The following is a 15735-nucleotide window of genomic DNA, read 5'->3' as shown; positions in this document are numbered from 1 at the left end:
CATGCAACCGCGTGCGTGCCGGTTCCGGCGGCGCTGCGCGGGTCGGCCTCTTCGCGGACCTGATCGTCGGACAAATACCGGCCTGTCGGCCCGGACCTGCCCGCCATCGCCATGACCCTGATTCAACTTAGACGCCGCGTTTGCCGGCGGCAAGCGCGGCGTGCACGCCCCTCTTTCGGGTCCGGCGACGCGTGCCGCGAATTATATATGGAACCGGTTCCATTACTAGGAGAACCAATGCAATTCAATGCGTCGAAAACTGCAACAATTGAAAAATCTGGAAGTGGGAACGTGCAAGGATGGCGGGATCGCCGGCTGATCCACACAGCGTGGCAGACGATTGTTCCGCGTCGGGCGCGGTCGATGGATGTCTCTTTCCGGCCACGGCGGGCAACGCGACGATGCCGGTCTGCGCGGCGCTCTGGTAGCCTCCGCGTCTCATGAATACACAGAAGAACAAACCGCTGGCGCCCGATGCGATCAGCATCAGCAAATACCTGAGCTACCTGCTGCGCCACGAGCCGCACGTCATCGGCCTGCAACTCGACCCGGAAGGCTGGGCCGACATCCGCGAACTGATCGCCTGCGCCGCCCGTCACGGGCGCCGGCTCGATCGCACGACGATCGAAACCGTCTGCGCGACCAGCGACAAGCAGCGCTTCGCCCTCTCCGACGATGGCCAACGCATCCGCGCGGTACAAGGCCATTCGACATCCGTCGTGCAACGCCGGTATCCGCCCGCGCAACCACCCGAGCGCCTCTATCACGGCACCGCGACACGCTTCCTGGATTCGATTCGGGCGCAAGGGCTGAAACCCGGCGCCCGTCATCACGTACATCTGTCGCCGGACATCCGGACTGCATTGGCCGTCGGCACGCGCTACGGCGAGCCCATGATTCTCGAAGTCGATGCGCAGCGCATGCACCGGCAGGGCCACACGTTCTTCGTCGCCGAGAACGGCGTATGGCTGACCGATGCCGTGCCGGCCGAATACCTCACACAGATCGACACGCCGGCGCGCTGAGCCGCGCGCCGTTCACCACGGCCAGAACATCGACGCGAGGGACAGCGCGAGCGCCGCGCAAAGCGGCGAGTAATACCGCGTGTCCATCCGCGCGAAACGCGACCCGCGAATCCGCTTGAAGAAACCGACATAGCGGAAATCGCCGACGGCCCGCACCGCGAAGATCAATGCGAGCGCAACGACCGCGAACGCGATCGTGCCGGGATACGCGTTCCGCCCCAGCCAGCCCGCCCGCGCGGCGACCACGCATGCGCCGGCCAGCAGCGCCACCGCGACGGCAAGCGTGCCGACGGCGGTCGGCCGCAGCAGCGGCACGGCGTCCTGTTCCGGAATGGCCGCACGCTTGCCGAGCCGCCCGCCAAACGCCCAGTAGACGTGAACGAGCGCGAGCGCGCAAAGCGTCGGCACGCTGAAATACGCGCCGGTCATGTCGGTAAATGTCCTCGTCTCGTTGTGTCGATGTCTCGTTGTTTTGCCGGCAGGGTTCCGGCACGAGGCCCCGGCCCGCGACACGCAAGACGATACCGAAACCCGGCATCGCGTGCATTGCGGCGTCCGGTCGCAACCCGCGGCAGCGCGTGCTGCGGTGCAGTGCGCAGGCATCGTCGTGCCGGCCGCCCGCTTGACTTCCCCTCGTGCGCTAGTACGCTGGTATTCCAGTACCGCGGTCGGCATGCCCCTGCGCAACCGGCCGCGCGCGCATCGTTCGCCGCGCGGCGCACATGCACGACAACGATAACGAAGGCCATGGAGGCGACTCATGCTGATCGGTGTGCCGAAGGAGATCAAGAACCACGAATACCGCGTCGGCCTCACGCCGGCCGGCGCGCGCGAACTCACGCGGCACGGCCATACCGTGCTCGTGCAACGCGGCGCGGGCACGGCGATCGGCCTGCTCGACAACGACTACACGGCCGCGGGCGCGTCGCTTGGCGACAGCGCCGACGAAATCTTCGCGCGCGCCGACATGATCATCAAGGTCAAGGAGCCGCAGCCGGCCGAATGCGCGATGCTGCGGCGCGGCCAGATTCTCTATACATACCTGCATCTCGCGCCCGATCCCGAACAGGCGGCCGCGCTCGTGAAGTCCGGCGCCGTCTGCATCGCCTACGAAACCGTGACCGGGCCCGGCGGCGGCCTGCCGCTGCTCGCGCCGATGAGCGAGGTGGCGGGACGCATGTCGATCCAGGTCGCGGCGACCCACCTCGAAAGCCCGCGCGGCGGCCGCGGCCTGCTGATGGCCGGCGTGCCCGGCGTGCCGGCCGCGCATGTGGTCGTGCTCGGCGCGGGCGTGGTGGGTACCGGCGCGCTGCAGATGGCGGTCGGCCTCGGCGCGCGCGTCACCGTGCTCGACAACAACGTGAACCGGTTGCGCCAGCTCGACCTGATCTTCGCCAACCGGATCACCACCGTCTGCTCGAATGCGCATACGATCGACGAAGCCGTGCGCGATGCCGACGTCGTGATCGGCGCGGTGCTCGTGCCCGGCGCATCGGCGCCGCGGCTCGTCACGCGCGACATGATCGCGACGATGCGCACGGGCGCCGTCGTCGTCGACGTCGCGATCGACCAGGGCGGATGCTTCGAGACCTCGCATGCGACAACGCACGCGGACCCGACCTTCGTCGTCGACGGCGTCGTGCACTACTGCGTCGCGAACATGCCCGGCGCGGTCGCGCGCACGTCGACCTTCGCGCTGAACAACGCGACGCTCGGGCATGCGCTCGCGCTCGCCGACAAGGGCTGGAAGCAGGCGATGGCCGACGATCCGCACCTGCGCGCGGGCCTGAACGTCTGCAACGGACACATCACGTACGAAGCAGTCGCGCTGGCGCTCGGCCTGCCTTATGTGCCGGCCGCCGGCGTGCTGGCATGACATGAACGCACGGCTGGCAGCGCGCGTTGCCAGCCGTCTTCACGCGCCCTTCGACCGGCTCCGCTTCGACCCGCCGCCCTCACCCATCGTGCGCGCGAGCAGCGGCCGCAGTTGCGCGAGCGTGCGCGTGTTGAGCACGTCCGGCCGCGAGAGCCAGCCGCGTCGCGCCTGATCAACGCCGTACGCGAGGTTGTCGAGTTCGTCCGCGCTGCACGCATCCGAGCCGATCGCGACCGGCACGCCGGCCTTCGCGGCCTCGCGGCACCAGATGTCCGGCAGGTCGAGCCGCCGCGGCTGCGCATCGAGTTCGACGAAGCAGCCGCGCGCCGCGGCCTGTGCGATCACGCGCGGCACGTCGAGCTCGCATGCGTCGCGCTCGCCGAGCATGCGGCCGGTCGGGTGCGCGAGAATCGTGAAATGCGGGTGGTCCATCGCGCGCAGCACGCGGTCGGTCTGCGCGTCACGCGACAGGTCGAAGCCGTCGCGTACCGCGCCGACGACGAGATCGAGCCGGCCGAGCATCGCGTCGGGCACGTCGAGACTGCCGTCCTCAAGAATGCCGGCTTCCACGCCCTTGAGCAGCACGAAATCGTCGAACGACGCATTGACGCGCTCGATCTCGTCGAGCTGCCGCGCGAGCCATTCGACGCCGTTGCGGCCGCCGCCGGCAGGCGGTGCGCGGTCGGTGACGGCCAGGTACGCGAGCCCGCGTGCACGCGCCGCGTCGGCCATCGCACGCAGGCTGTCGCGGCCGGCCGATGCGTTCGTATGCGCATGCAGGTCGCCGTGGATATGCTTGCGCTCGACCAGCGCCGGCAGCGTGCCCGCGCGCGACGCGTCGATCTCGCCGCGATTCTCGCGCAGCTCCGGCGGCACCACGTGCAGCCCGATTGCATCGTAGACCGACGCCTCCGTGGTGCCGGCGATCCGCTCGTCGCCGCGAAACACGCCGTATTCGTTGATCTTCAGCCCGCCGGCCTGCGCGATCCTGCGCAGCGCGATGTTGTGCGCCTTCGATCCGGTGAAGTAGACGAGCGCCGCGCCGAACGCATCGGCGTCGACGACGCGCAGGTCGACCTGCAACCCGCTGACGAGAACGACGCTCGACTTCGTCTTGCCGTGCGCGAGTATGCGCGCCACCTTGTCGTAACCGACGAACGCGTCGGCGACCGCGAGCGGATCGCGTGCGGTAACGAGAATGTCGAGATCGCCGACCGTCTCGCGGCGGCGGCGAAAACTGCCGGCCGGCACGGCCTTGCCGACGCCCGCAACCGCGCGCAGGCGTTCGAGCAACGGCGTCAGCGATTGCTCGGCATCCGGCAGCAGGAAGCGCTGCGGTTCGCGCTGCAGGCGATCGTCGATCGCTTCGAGCAGATGCGCTTCGGTTTTCGCGCCGAAGCCCGGCAACTCGCGCACGTGCCCGCTCTTTGCTTCGACGCGAAGCTGTTCGAGCGAATCGACGTGCAGCGCGTCATGCAGCGCCTTCACGCGTTTCGCGCCGAGCCCCGGCACGTCGAGCAGCTCGACGATCGCGCCCGGCAGCGCGTGGCGCAGCGTTTGCTGCAGTTCGCACGTGCCGGTCGCGGCGATCTCTCGCAGCTTCGCCGCGAGATCGGCCCCGATCGACGGAATTTTCCCGAGATCGTCGCCGTTCGCAATCATCGTCGGGATGTCGCGCCCGTAGTCGGCGATCGTTCGTGCGGCGTTGCGGTAGGCACGCACGCGGAACGGATTGGCGCCCTGGATTTCGAGCATGTCCGCGATCTCGGCGAACACGGCCGCGCACTCGGCATTGTGGATCGGCATGATCGGCGTGGCTCCCTTCCACGTGGATGGCGCCGCGCGCGTGCGCGACGGCGTCTGCCCGCCCGGCGCCGCATGTCGACGCCGCCGGGCGCCCGTTCGTCATCCTACGCCGGCCGCGCATCGCGTGCAGCGTGAAAGTTGGAGCGCGAGCGCGGCCGCTACGTCAGAGCGATGCGCGTGGTGTCGTGGCGTAGCGTCGTTCGTAGACCGACTGGCAATGCGTGCAGCGTTCGGCGGTCGGGCGCGCGAGCAGGCGCTCATAACCGACCGGCGCATCGCAATCGATGCACTCGCCGTAGCTGCCGTCGCGCATCCGCAGCTGTGCGCGCCCGATCGCACGCAGTTCGGTCAGCTTCATGCCGATCAATGCATGATCGACGTCGACGAACAGATCCGCGTTCGCCTCGTCACCCTCGTCCGGCGACGCGCCGGCAAGGTCCGCATAGGATTCCGACGCGCGCTGGTCCTCGCTCGTGCGAATCTCCGCACGCAGCGTCTGCTCGCTCTCTTTCAGCCGCTGTTGCAGCGTCTGCCGTTGTTGTTGGTCGAGCGCCATGGCCGTCTCTCCTGTTCCGGGTTCCGCGCGGAAAGTGTGGCGCGCGGTGTCGCGCCGGTGCGCGGCGGGCAGACACGACCGGCGCCGCCGCGCCCGGATGTGCGCCCGGACGCACGAAGCGCCGGATGCATTCGACGCAGGATAAACCCATTGATCACGCGTGTGTTGACCGGAATCAGCGCGACGCGCGGCGCCCGCCGCAGGTGTGCGAAAACTGGGGACGGACGCGAAAACGCGCCATCGCCGGATTCGTCTGATGCAAACGCCGCGGGGTCGCTCGACACGCGGGATGCCGCTTGCCGTCGGTGTGTCCGCCGCCCGCGACACGGCCGGTATGTTGGACCGAACAACCCACCGCTTTCCGGACGATTCGCTATCCTCAGAAAGCGTTGCGCCCGATGAAGCCGCGCACGACCGTCAACAGGATGATCTTCATGTCGAACCAGAAACTCCAGTTCTGCATGTAGAACAGATCGAACTTCACGCGCGCGGCCATCGCCTCGACCTTGCGCGTCTCGCCGCGATAGCCGTTCACCTGTGCCCATCCGGTGATGCCGGGCCGCACGCGATAGCGATACATGTAGCAGTCGATCAGCTGCCGATAGAAGTCGTCGTGCTCGATCGCGTGCGGACGCGGGCCGACGACCGACATCTGCCCGAACAGCACGTTGAAGAACTGCGGTAGCTCGTCGAGCGACGTGCGCCGCAGGAACGCGCCGACGCGCGTGATGCGCGAATCGTTGCGCGACGCCTGCCGCAGGACACCCGGCTGTACGCGATGCACGCGCATCGTCCTGAACTTCAGGATGTCGAACTCGCGACCGTCGACGCCCTTGCGGCGCTGCCTGAACAGCACGGGCCCCGGCGACGACAGCTTGACCGCGATCGCCAGCAGCGACAGCAGCGGCAGCAACGGAATCAGCACGCCGAACGCGAACAGCCGGTCGAACGCGAACTTCGCCCACAACTCCGGCGCGGAGCGCGGCGTGGTCGCGAGATTGATCGCCGGCATGCCGAGCACGTCGGTCGCCGAGCGATCGACGACCGCCATCTGCCGCACGTCGGGCAACAGCCGCAGCTCGACGAATTCGTCGCGCAGTTCGCGCACGATGCGCTGGATCCGCCACTCGTGCGACATCGGCAGCGTGAGCCACACCTCGTCGATCGCGCCGCCGCGAATCATGTCGCGCAACGCGTTCCAGTCGTCGATCACCGGCACGCCGCCGATGCCGCCCGCGCCAGCCGGCGCATCGTCGTCGAATACGCAGGCCGCCACGAACGGGCCATTCGACGCGAGCTGCATCCGCTCGATCGCCACGCGCCCGTATGCGGTTGCGCCGACGACAGCGACGCGGCGCTGCCGCGCGCGCGGGTGGTCACGCGTCAGCGCGAGCGCCAGCAGCGCGGTGCGACCGAGCAGCAGCGCCGCATCGCCGGCCAGCACCGTGCGCACGATCCAGCGTGTCGTGACCGTGCCGCCGCGATTCATGATCCACATCGTGCCGACCACCGTCAGCACGCTCGCGCAGACGACGGCCACCACCGTCTGCGTCGGCACGCGGGTGCCGCGATGCGGCGCCACGCCGCCGCGCACGGTGCGCAGGTAGCGCGGCAGCAGCGCCACCGTCAGCACGCACAGCAGCGCGATCGCACCGCGCTGCGCATCGGACAGCTCGCGCCATGCCAGGCCCGACGCCGCCTGCGCCGCGAGCGCCCCCGCCAGCACGAGCACGACGTCGGCCGCCGCGATCGCGGCACGGCGCATCGTATTCGTTCCACCTGACCTCGACTGCATCGTCACGCACCGCGTGCCGGGAATCCGAGACGCACCTCGGGAACGCGGGGGCGCACCGGCGTCGGCCGCACATTCCCGCGCGTGCCGAGCAACCGGCGATAGTCCGCGCGAATCAGGTCATAGCATTCGCACGCGTGATGTTCGAGGCCGTGGCGGTCGAGCACCGTGATGCGGCCGCGCCGCTGCCGGATCAGCCCGGCTTCCTGCAGGTTGCCGGCCGCTTCCGTCACGCCTTCGCGCCGCACGCCGAGCATGTTCGCGATCGTCTGCTGCGTGACGGCCAGCTCGTCGCCGTCGATACGGTCGTGCGCCAGCAGCAGCCAGCGGCTGAGCTGCTCGCTGACCGAGTGATGCCGGTTGCACAGCGCGCTGCGCGAGATCTGCGCCATCGTCGCCTGGCAGTAGTTGAGCAGCAGCCGGTAGGTCTCGGGCGACCGCTCGAATTCGGCACGCATCACGCAGGCGGGCACGCGATAGGCCATGCCGCCGATGCGCACCTCGACCCGGCTCGACGCCGCGACACCACCGACCAGCGTGCCAAGCCCGACGACGCCCTCGCGGCCGACCACCGCCACCTCGACCATCGCACCATCCTCCATCAGGTGCTGCACCGACATCATTGCCGTCGTCGGGAAATGCAGATGGCGCATCGGCTCGCCGACCCGGTCGAGCATGCCGGCCTTGATCCTGACCAGTTCGAGGTGCGGTGCGATGGTGCGGATGCTGTCCTCCGGGAGAGCATCGAGGATGGCATTTGCCGAGTAGCTCGAGTGAAGATGAAACATGTCTGTATCCCTTTTATGTCCGCGCCGCCTGCAGCCGCAAGCACGGAACTCGTTATCGCGATGCGCGCCCGGACGTTCACGGCGGTTGCGGCCCACAACCCTGAATCCGACTGACCATCGGCTTGTCACCTCCGGATTGAGTCGACCGTTCCGTTTCGACACGCCAGCCCGAATAAGCGATTTACGTGCCAATACCCGTCCGTCCTTAATATATGAATCACATCCGATTTAGATCGACCGAATAAACCGCCTAAAACCGAAAAAAGCGTCTCATTTCCGGACACTCTTCCGCTCCTCGGACACAGCACGCATTCAACCGATCAATTCGCATGCACCGAATCGGGACCACCGCAACGGCGCTGCGAGGCTTGTCGTTCATATACTTACAGCAGATTTTCAATTTTTCCCGTGATGTTCCGAACAGCATGCGACCGCGCTCCCCACGCTTCACACGTTCGTTTGAAACTGTCTCAAATTTGAATCGACACCCTAACTGCAAGCTCTGTGCGGTATCGCACACACCTCACGCAACCCATTGATTTTTAAAAACAATCATGAGTCGTACATTTATTTGTCAAATAATGTTCAATGTATTTCTGGCGCGTTCCCTGTACGATGCGCGGTGTCGATCGATTGACTCCGGATCGACATCGAATGGCTGACCGGTCTGCCACTCCATTTCCGGACAATTAATTTCCTGAAAATGAATCATTAAATCCGGATAACGTTTGCATTCAATCAAAAGCGTCAAACTTTGTGAAATGACGCAGTATGCAATTGGCTGAATTCAATTGCGTGCTAGCCTTTCTGCAGCATCGTCATTCGAATTTCGATGAACACAAGTCCGCACGAGCGTGCGAAATTCCCTTTTCGGGGGTATCGCCGCGACGGCGCGCGACCGCCACCCTACGAGGATGCGCCGTGACCCACCAGGCCCCCGACGCCGTCGCGCACGCGAACGGCATGATCGAGCTTTCCCACAGCTTCGATGCGAATCGGTTTCTCGCGGCCGTCGACCGCGACGAGCTCGCCACGCTGGTTCCCCACCTTCAACTCGTCCACCTGAAATCGGGGCAAGTGCTCTGTGAACCCGGCGAAATGCTCGCCGCGGTCTACCTGCCCGTCACGACCGCGATTTCGCTGCAGTACGTGTCGTCCGGCGGCATGACGCTGGAAGTCGCGGAGATCGGCAGCGAAAGCGTGGTCTGCGACGATGTGATCGGCGGCAGCGGCCACATGCCGTGCCGTGCCGTCGCCTGCCGCGACGGCTTCGTCTACCGGCTCGACCGGCGCGTGTTCGCGGCCGCGTTCGACGCATCGCCGGTGATCCGCCATCTCGTGTTCGTCTGCGTGCGGCTCTTGATGGCGCAGGTATCGCAGATCACGTTCTGCAGCCGTCATCACGTGCTCAAACATCAGTTATGCAGATGGTTCCTGCTGGCGTACGACCGCACGCGCAGCATCGAGATCCAGGTCACGCACAGCATGCTGGCGCAGATGCTCGGCGTGCGGCGGGAAACTGTCACCGATGCCGCGGGCGAAATCCAGAAGCTCGGCCTGATCCGGCAATACCGGAGCTCGATCGAGCTGGCCGACCTCGACGGCCTCGAGAAGATGTCGTGCGGCTGCCGCGCGATCGTGCGCGACGAGATGAAGCGCATCTTGTCGGCCGACTCGGGCGTGCCGGCAGCATCGCGTGCGTGATTGGCGCGCCGATTGCCGCACCGATTCGTGCGGCGCCTGCACGCGGAGTTAGCGGTTTGTAGGGTGGCGAACAGAACGCCGGGCGTGCGAATGGTCTACTGATGCCGGACTGCCGGGGGGATGTCAGCGCGATGCGCGCGTCTGCCCGAGCGGACGACACCACGCACGCCGGAGCAGCACGTGAAAAACGAAATCAGAACCATCCTCAAGCACGTCTCCCACCTCGAAGCCGCGATCGATTCGATCGGCGACGGGGACGACCTCTACGAAGCGGGCCTCTCCTCGCTCGACACGATCCAGTTGATGCTCGCGATCGAGAAGCAGTTCAACATCGAGATTCCCGACGAGATGCTGAACCGCAACCTGTTCCGCAGCATCGACGCGCTCGCGGACACGATCGCCACGCTGCAACGCACCGAGCATTCCGCATGAGCGCGCTGCTTCCCGAACTCGCGGCCGACAGCGAATCGCATCGGCTCGACGAGGCCGCGCACGCCGTCGCGCAGATCGCCGCGCAGCACGCGGATGCGGTCGACCGGGACGCGCGCTGCCCCGTCGAGGCGATCGAGGCGATGCGCGCGCGCCGGCTGCTGGGCGCGATGGTGCCGACCCATCTCGGCGGCGCTGGCGCGTCGCTGGAAGATATTGCTTCGGCCTGTTCGATCCTCGGCCAGGCTTGCGCATCGTCGGCGATGGTGTTCGCGATGCACCAGATCCAGGTTGCCTGCATCGTCAATCACGCCGTCGACCAGGGCTGGCACAAGCTGTTCCTGCAGCAGCTCGTACGCCACCAGTGGCTGCTCGCATCGGCCACGTCGGAAGACGGCGTCGGCGGCAACCTGCGCGCGAGCCAGTGCGCGCTCGAAACCGACGGCAGCGAATTCCGGCTGCGCAAATCCGCGCCGACGATCTCGTACGGCGACTACGCGGACGGCATCCTCGCGACCGCGCGACGCGACGCGGACGCGCCGACTTCCGAACAGGTGCTCGTCACGCTGCTGCGCGAAGGCTATACGCTCACGCGCCGCGGCGAATGGGACACGCTCGGCATGCGCGGCACCTGCAGCAACGGCTTCGTGCTCGACGCACAGGGCGCCTCCGTTCAATGCCTGCCGGTGCCGTTCGCGAAGATCGCCGAGGAAACGATGGTGCCGGTCTCGCACATCCTGTGGGCCGCGGTCTGGATCGGCGTGGCCGGCGATGCGTTCCATCGCGCGCACCAGTTCTTCCGCGCGCAGGCACGCCAGACCGACGGCGCGCCGTCGCCCGCGTCGCGGCGCATCGCCGAATCGCTCGCGCTGATGCAGGCGATGCAGGCGCGCGTCGACAACGTGCTGCGGCTCCACGCGAATACGTCGGCCCGCTCGTGGTCGGCCGGCATGGCCTGGGCCGCCGAGATCAACACGCTGAAGACCTACGTGTCGACGAGCGCGCTGGAAGTCGCGCAACAGGCGATGATGATCTGCGGGATGGCCGGCTACAAGCAAGGCACGCCGTTCAGCATCGGCCGCCACATTCGCGACCTGCACGCGGCGCCGCTGATGATCAGCAACGACCGCATTGCCGCCAACACCTCGAGCCTGCTGCTCGCGCTGCGTCCCGCGACGCTGGAGAAACATTCGTGAACGATCGCCTCGCCGTGCCCTCCGCCGCCTCCACTCCCGCCGATGCGCCGCTCGACCGCGCGGGCGTCAACCCGCTGCGCGACGAGCTGATCGACGCCGGGCTGCTGGTCTCGACCGGCATCCAGGGCCTGTTCGGCCGCAGCGAACGGTTCGAGCGCGTCGTCGAAGCGCTCGACGCGTTCGTCACGCGCCTCGGCGCGGATCAACGGGCCGAAGTGCTGCGCTTCCCGCCGGCGATGAGCCGCACCGAATTCGAGCGCAGCGAATACATGAAGAGCTTCCCGCAGCTCGCGGGCAGCGTGCATGCGTTCTGCGGCGACGAGCAGCAGCACCAGCGCCTGTTGCAGTGCCTCGATCGCGGCGACGACTGGACGGAAAACCAGAAGCCGACCTACGTCGTGATGACGCCGGCCGCGTGCTACCCGGTCTATCCGGTCGTCGCACGCGCGGGCGCGCTGCCCGGCGACGGCCGGATCGTCGACGTGTTCTCGTACTGCTTCCGCCACGAGCCGTCGCTCGATCCCACCCGCATGCAGTTGTTCCGGATGCGCGAATACGTGCGGATCGGCACGCCCGAGCAGATCGTCGCGTTCCGCGAGACGTGGATCGAGCGCGGCACGCGGATGATCGACGCGCTGCGCCTGCCGAACGCGATCGATCTCGCGAACGACCCGTTCTTCGGGCGCGGCGGCAAGATCGTCGCGAACAGCCAGCGCGAGCAGAACCTGAAGTTCGAGCTGCTGATCCCGATCGAGCACGACGACCGCCAGACCGCGTGCCTGAGCTTCAACTACCACATGGACCATTTCGGGCTGCTGTGGGACATCCGCACCGCGACGGGCGACGTCGCGCATACGGGCTGCGTCGGCTTCGGCCTCGAACGGCTCACGCTCGCGCTGTTCCGCCACCACGGCCTCGACATCGACGCGTGGCCGCGCGACGTCCGCGACGTGCTGTGGGGCACGCCATGAGGTTCGTTTCCCGCGACGGCGAAGATGCGTCGTTCGACGACGTGCGCCACCGCGCGCGTCACTACCGGCCGCACCCGCTGCACAGTCAGGAGATGGTCTGGAAGCAGACCAACTGCTACGTCGACATGTGGCTCGAGGTGCTCCGGTGGTGGGGCTTCAATCCGTACGCGGCGCTGCCGTTTACGATCGCACTCGATTTCGAGGGCGACCAGTTCACGTTCTTCAAGTTTCCGCACGATGAACTGGAGCGGCTCTACGGGATCGTCGTGCAGGAGCACTCGATCTACGAGCCGCTCGACCAGCACATCGAAACGCAGGTCGCGCGCGGTCACCTGATGATCGTCGAGGTCGACGCGTGGTTCCTGCCCGACACGCGCGGCAGCAGCTACCGCACGCAGCATACGAAGACGACGATCGGCATCGACGCGATCGACCGCGCGAAGCACCAGATCGGCTATTTCCACAACAGCGGCTATTACGTGGCCGAGGATTTCGATTACAACGGGCTCGTCGGCGGCAGCTCGACGATGACGCTGCCGCCGTACGTCGAATGCGCGAAGCGGCGTTTTGCACCGCTCGACGAGCGCGCGCTGTGCGAAGCGTCGCTCGCCGCGCTGCAGCGCCACCTGCGGCGCCTGCCGCTGGTCGATCCGATCGCGGCATTCCGGCAGCAGTTGCAGACCGATGCCAGGACGCTCGCCGATGCGCCGCTCGAACACTTCCATGCGTACTCGTTCAATTCGGTGCGGCAGCTCGGCGCGAACTTCGAACTGTTCGGCCATTACGCGCGCTGGCTGCAGGCCAGCGGCTGCGTCGGGCCGTTCGCCGAGATCCGCGCCGCGTGCGACCGCATCGCGTCCGAAGCGATGGTGCTGGAGTTCCGGCTCGCGCGCGCCTGCGCACGCGGCAAGGAAGAACGCGGCGATTCGACGCTCGAAGCGATCGCGGCCGCCTACGTCGATCTCGTCGCCTGCGCGCGGCAGATCGGCGCGCCGCTGCGGCACGCGACGCCCGTGCACATCGACGCGGCGCCCGTGCCGGTCATGCGGTGACGCGCGCGCATGCCCTGCCCGCGTGGTCGATGCTGGCGACGGCCGCGGGCGCCGTAGAGGAACCGCGCGACCTCCCGGCCGCCGGCAAAGGCTGGATCGCGGCGCCGGTGCCCGGCACGGTCGCGCAGGCGCTCGCGCTGGCCGGCCGGCTCGACGAAGCGGCGTCGCTCGACCAACGCGACCACTGGTACCGGATCGAGCTGCGCGGGCGCGGGCCGCGCGTGCTGCGCTTTCACGGCCTCGCGACCCTCGCGCAGGCATGGCTCGACGACACGCCGATCCTCCGCTCGGACAGCATGTTCGTCGCGCACGACGTTCCCGTGTCGCTCGACGGCACACATCGGCTGACCCTCTGCTTCCGCGCGCTCGCGCCGCACCTGCGCGACGCGCGCGCGCCGCGCCGTGCGCGCTGGCGCACGCGGCTCGCCGAGCCGGCGGCGCTGCGCACGGTCCGCACGTCGCTGTTCGGGCACATGCCCGGCTGGTTTCCGCCGTACGTGCCGGCCGGCCCGTGGCGCCCCGTCGACGTGCTCGATCCGGCCGACGGCTTCGTTCCGGTCGATTGCGACCTGCGTGCGCGCATCGAAGGCGACACGGGCCGGCTCGATGCGGAGCTGACGTTTGCCGCACCGTTGCCCGACGCGCTCGCGGCGCGGCTGTCGTGCGGCGAACACCACGCCACGCTCGAACGCGCCGGCGCCGACCGGCTGCGCGCGAGCGTCGCGGTGCCCAACGTGCGCCGCTGGTGGCCGCATACGCACGGCGAGCCGGCACTCTACGAGATCGCGCTGCATATCGGCGACGAACGGCGGCCGCTCGGCTCGACCGGCTTCCGCACGATCGAGATCGATGCCGGCGCCGACGGCAAGGGATTCGGGCTGCGTATCAACGGCGTGCCCGTGTTCGCGCGCGGCGCATGCTGGAGCAGCGCCGCGCCGCTCGCGCTGCATGCGGACGACGCGGCCTACGGGCGCCTGCTCGGGCTCGCGCGCGACGCGGGCTTCAACATGATCCGCGTCGGTGGCACGATGACCTACGAGGCCGACGCATTCCACGCGTGGTGCGACCGGCTCGGGCTGCTGGTCTGGCAGGACTTCATGTTCGCGAACTTCGACCATGCGCTCGACGATCCCGCGTTCGCGGACAACGTCGACCGCGAAGCCGATCAATTCCTCGCGCGCCACGGCGCGTCGCCGTCGCTCGCGGTGCTGTGCGGCGGCAGCGAGATCGCGCAGCAGGCGGCGATGTCGGGGCTCGGGCCGAAGCAGCGCTTCCTCGAGCTGACCGCCGAGCGGCTGGCCGGCCATGCGGCCGCGCGCCGGCCCGACGTCCCGTACGTGCCCGATTCGCCCGACGGCGGCGTGCTGCCGTTCGCGCCGCGTGAACGCGTGTCGCACTACTACGGCGTCGGCGCATACCTGCGCCCGCTCGACGACGCGCGCCGCGCGGACGTGCGCTTCGCGAGCGAATGCCTCGCGTTCGCGAACGTGCCATGCGATGCGACGCTCGCCAGCCTCGGCTGGCCGGGCGTGCACGAGCCGCGCTGGAAGGCGGCCGTGCCGCGCGACCCCGGCACGTCGTGGGATTTCGAGGACGTTCGCGACCACTATCTGCAGACGCTGTACGACGTCGCGCCCGACCGGCTGCGCCGCGAGGATCCGGCGCGCTACTTCGAACTGTCGCGGGCCGTGATCGCGGACGTGATGCGCGACACGTTCTCCGAATGGCGGCGCACCGGCTCGCGCTGCGCCGGCGCGCTCGTGTGGCAATTCCAGGATGTGATGCCGGGTGCCGGATGGGGCGTGATCGACGCCACGCACCGGCCGAAATCGGCGTGGTATGCGCTGCGCCAGGTACTGCAGCCCGTGCAGGTGCTGCTCGTCGACGAAGGCTTGAACGGACTCGACGTGCATGTGACCAACGAGCGCCCGGCGCCGTTGTCGGCGGCCGTCGAACTGGTTGCGCTGCGCGACGGCCGCACGGCGGTCGCACGGGCCGCTTGCCCGGTGCGAATCGCCGCGCACGACACGGTGCGGATCGGCTCGGCCGAGCTGCTCGGCCGCTTCTTCGACTGGACTTACGCGTACCGTTTCGGGCCCTGCGAACACGACACCGTCGTCGCGACGCTGCGCGCCGACGACGGCACGCTGCTGTCGCAGGCGTTCCATTTTCCGTCCCGCACGCATCCGGCCGTGCTGGCACGCCGCGAACTCGGCATCGAAGCGTGCGTGTCGCGCACCGGCGATACGTGGCACGTCGACATCGACACGCGGCACGTCGCGCGCCACGTGCAGATCGACTCGCCCGGGTTCATGCCGCAGGACGACTGGTTTCATCTCGCGCCCGGCACGCCGGCGCGCGTTGCGCTCGTTCCGCTGGAAACCGTCGGGAAGATTCGGGATGCGGACGGCGGGCCGCCCTCCGTGGAAATCCGCGCGGTAAACGCCGCGCGAACGATTCGCGCCACGCAGGCCGGTTGACGCTACGCTCGCGGCCCGGTGTGCCGGTGTGCCGGTGTGTCGGTGTGTCGGTGTGTCGGT

At 67.9% G+C, this 15735-nt stretch carries 13 protein-coding genes; 8 read left to right on the top strand and 5 right to left on the bottom strand.

What is annotated here, in order from left to right:
• Positions 1–440 precede the first annotated feature (440 nt).
• Complete coding sequence (locus OEJ37_RS14230; protein ID WP_263344603.1) at positions 441–1025, top strand: RNA 2'-phosphotransferase; 585 nt, start codon at positions 441–443, stop codon at positions 1023–1025.
• Between the two features lie 12 nt (positions 1026–1037).
• Here OEJ37_RS14230 and OEJ37_RS14225 read toward each other — a convergent pair whose 3' ends face one another.
• Positions 1038–1454 (bottom strand): DUF3995 domain-containing protein, encoded by a 417-nt coding sequence (locus OEJ37_RS14225; RefSeq protein ID WP_263344602.1) that lies wholly within the window; start codon positions 1452–1454, stop codon positions 1038–1040.
• Positions 1455–1785: 331 nt separating this feature from the next.
• Between OEJ37_RS14225 and ald the strand changes: the two genes are divergently transcribed.
• The gene (gene ald / locus OEJ37_RS14220) at positions 1786–2901 is read left to right on the top strand and encodes an alanine dehydrogenase (protein WP_174417858.1); all 1116 of its coding nucleotides are present in this window, start codon (positions 1786–1788) and stop codon (positions 2899–2901) included.
• A gap of 39 nt (positions 2902–2940) precedes the next feature.
• On the opposite strand, the gene polX is transcribed toward ald, so the two are convergent.
• From polX to OEJ37_RS14200, 4 genes are all read right to left on the bottom strand, one after another.
• Positions 2941–4707 carry a DNA polymerase/3'-5' exonuclease PolX gene (gene polX, locus OEJ37_RS14215; protein ID WP_263344601.1) on the bottom strand — a complete coding sequence of 589 codons (1767 nt, stop codon included), beginning with the start codon at positions 4705–4707 and terminating at the stop codon, positions 2941–2943.
• 163 nt (positions 4708–4870) lie between these two features.
• Complete coding sequence (locus tag OEJ37_RS14210; RefSeq protein WP_152857759.1) at positions 4871–5263, bottom strand: TraR/DksA family transcriptional regulator; 393 nt, start codon at positions 5261–5263, stop codon at positions 4871–4873.
• A gap of 379 nt (positions 5264–5642) precedes the next feature.
• On the bottom strand, positions 5643–7028 hold the full coding sequence (locus OEJ37_RS14205) for an undecaprenyl-phosphate glucose phosphotransferase (protein ID WP_263344600.1): 1386 nt from the start codon (positions 7026–7028) through the stop codon (positions 5643–5645).
• A 32-nt stretch (positions 7029–7060) separates the two neighbouring features.
• Positions 7061–7843, bottom strand: coding sequence for a Crp/Fnr family transcriptional regulator (locus tag OEJ37_RS14200; RefSeq protein WP_174417861.1), 783 nt, complete (start codon positions 7841–7843; stop codon positions 7061–7063).
• A gap of 921 nt (positions 7844–8764) precedes the next feature.
• On the opposite strand from OEJ37_RS14200, the gene OEJ37_RS14195 reads away from it, so the two are divergent.
• From OEJ37_RS14195 to OEJ37_RS14170, 6 genes are all read left to right on the top strand, one after another.
• Complete coding sequence (locus OEJ37_RS14195; RefSeq protein WP_175941994.1) at positions 8765–9547, top strand: Crp/Fnr family transcriptional regulator; 783 nt, start codon at positions 8765–8767, stop codon at positions 9545–9547.
• A 180-nt stretch (positions 9548–9727) separates the two neighbouring features.
• Positions 9728–9979 carry an acyl carrier protein gene (locus tag OEJ37_RS14190; RefSeq protein ID WP_174417863.1) on the top strand — a complete coding sequence of 84 codons (252 nt, stop codon included), beginning with the start codon at positions 9728–9730 and terminating at the stop codon, positions 9977–9979.
• Positions 9976–11172, top strand: coding sequence for an acyl-CoA dehydrogenase family protein (locus OEJ37_RS14185; protein WP_263344599.1), 1197 nt, complete (start codon positions 9976–9978; stop codon positions 11170–11172). The genes OEJ37_RS14190 and OEJ37_RS14185 overlap by 4 nt, the downstream gene beginning before the upstream one ends.
• Positions 11169–12143, top strand: coding sequence for an amino acid--[acyl-carrier-protein] ligase (locus OEJ37_RS14180; protein WP_263344598.1), 975 nt, complete (start codon positions 11169–11171; stop codon positions 12141–12143). Before OEJ37_RS14185 ends, OEJ37_RS14180 begins: the two co-directional genes overlap by 4 nt.
• Entirely contained in the window at positions 12140–13195 is a 1056-nt protein-coding gene (locus OEJ37_RS14175) for a DUF1839 family protein (RefSeq protein ID WP_263344597.1), read from the top strand. The genes OEJ37_RS14180 and OEJ37_RS14175 overlap by 4 nt, the downstream gene beginning before the upstream one ends.
• Positions 13192–15675: a glycoside hydrolase family 2 protein gene (locus tag OEJ37_RS14170; RefSeq protein ID WP_263344596.1), complete on the top strand. Its 2484-nt coding sequence runs from the start codon at positions 13192–13194 to the stop codon at positions 15673–15675. Before OEJ37_RS14175 ends, OEJ37_RS14170 begins: the two co-directional genes overlap by 4 nt.
• Positions 15676–15735 lie beyond the last annotated feature (60 nt).

Source organism: Burkholderia sp. BKH01, assembly GCF_025685725.1.
GTDB classification, from domain to species: Bacteria; Pseudomonadota; Gammaproteobacteria; order Burkholderiales; family Burkholderiaceae; genus Burkholderia; species Burkholderia pyrrocinia_C.
Note: the sequence above shows the minus strand (reverse complement) of the source record. Positions and strands in the feature narration are given on the sequence as shown.

Excerpts from the sequence above, each read along its gene's own strand:
- OEJ37_RS14230 (WP_263344603.1), top strand. The coding sequence starts at position 441 with ATGAATACACAGAAGAACAAACCGCTGGCGCCCGATGCGATCAGCATC.
- OEJ37_RS14225 (WP_263344602.1), bottom strand. The coding sequence starts at position 1,454 with ATGACCGGCGCGTATTTCAGCGTGCCGACGCTTTGCGCGCTCGCGCTC.
- ald (WP_174417858.1), top strand. The coding sequence starts at position 1,786 with ATGCTGATCGGTGTGCCGAAGGAGATCAAGAACCACGAATACCGCGTC.
- polX (WP_263344601.1), bottom strand. The coding sequence starts at position 4,707 with ATGCCGATCCACAATGCCGAGTGCGCGGCCGTGTTCGCCGAGATCGCG.
- OEJ37_RS14210 (WP_152857759.1), bottom strand. The coding sequence starts at position 5,263 with ATGGCGCTCGACCAACAACAACGGCAGACGCTGCAACAGCGGCTGAAA.
- OEJ37_RS14205 (WP_263344600.1), bottom strand. The coding sequence starts at position 7,028 with ATGCGCCGTGCCGCGATCGCGGCGGCCGACGTCGTGCTCGTGCTGGCG.
- OEJ37_RS14200 (WP_174417861.1), bottom strand. The coding sequence starts at position 7,843 with ATGTTTCATCTTCACTCGAGCTACTCGGCAAATGCCATCCTCGATGCT.
- OEJ37_RS14185 (WP_263344599.1), top strand. The coding sequence starts at position 9,976 with ATGAGCGCGCTGCTTCCCGAACTCGCGGCCGACAGCGAATCGCATCGG.
- OEJ37_RS14175 (WP_263344597.1), top strand. The coding sequence starts at position 12,140 with ATGAGGTTCGTTTCCCGCGACGGCGAAGATGCGTCGTTCGACGACGTG.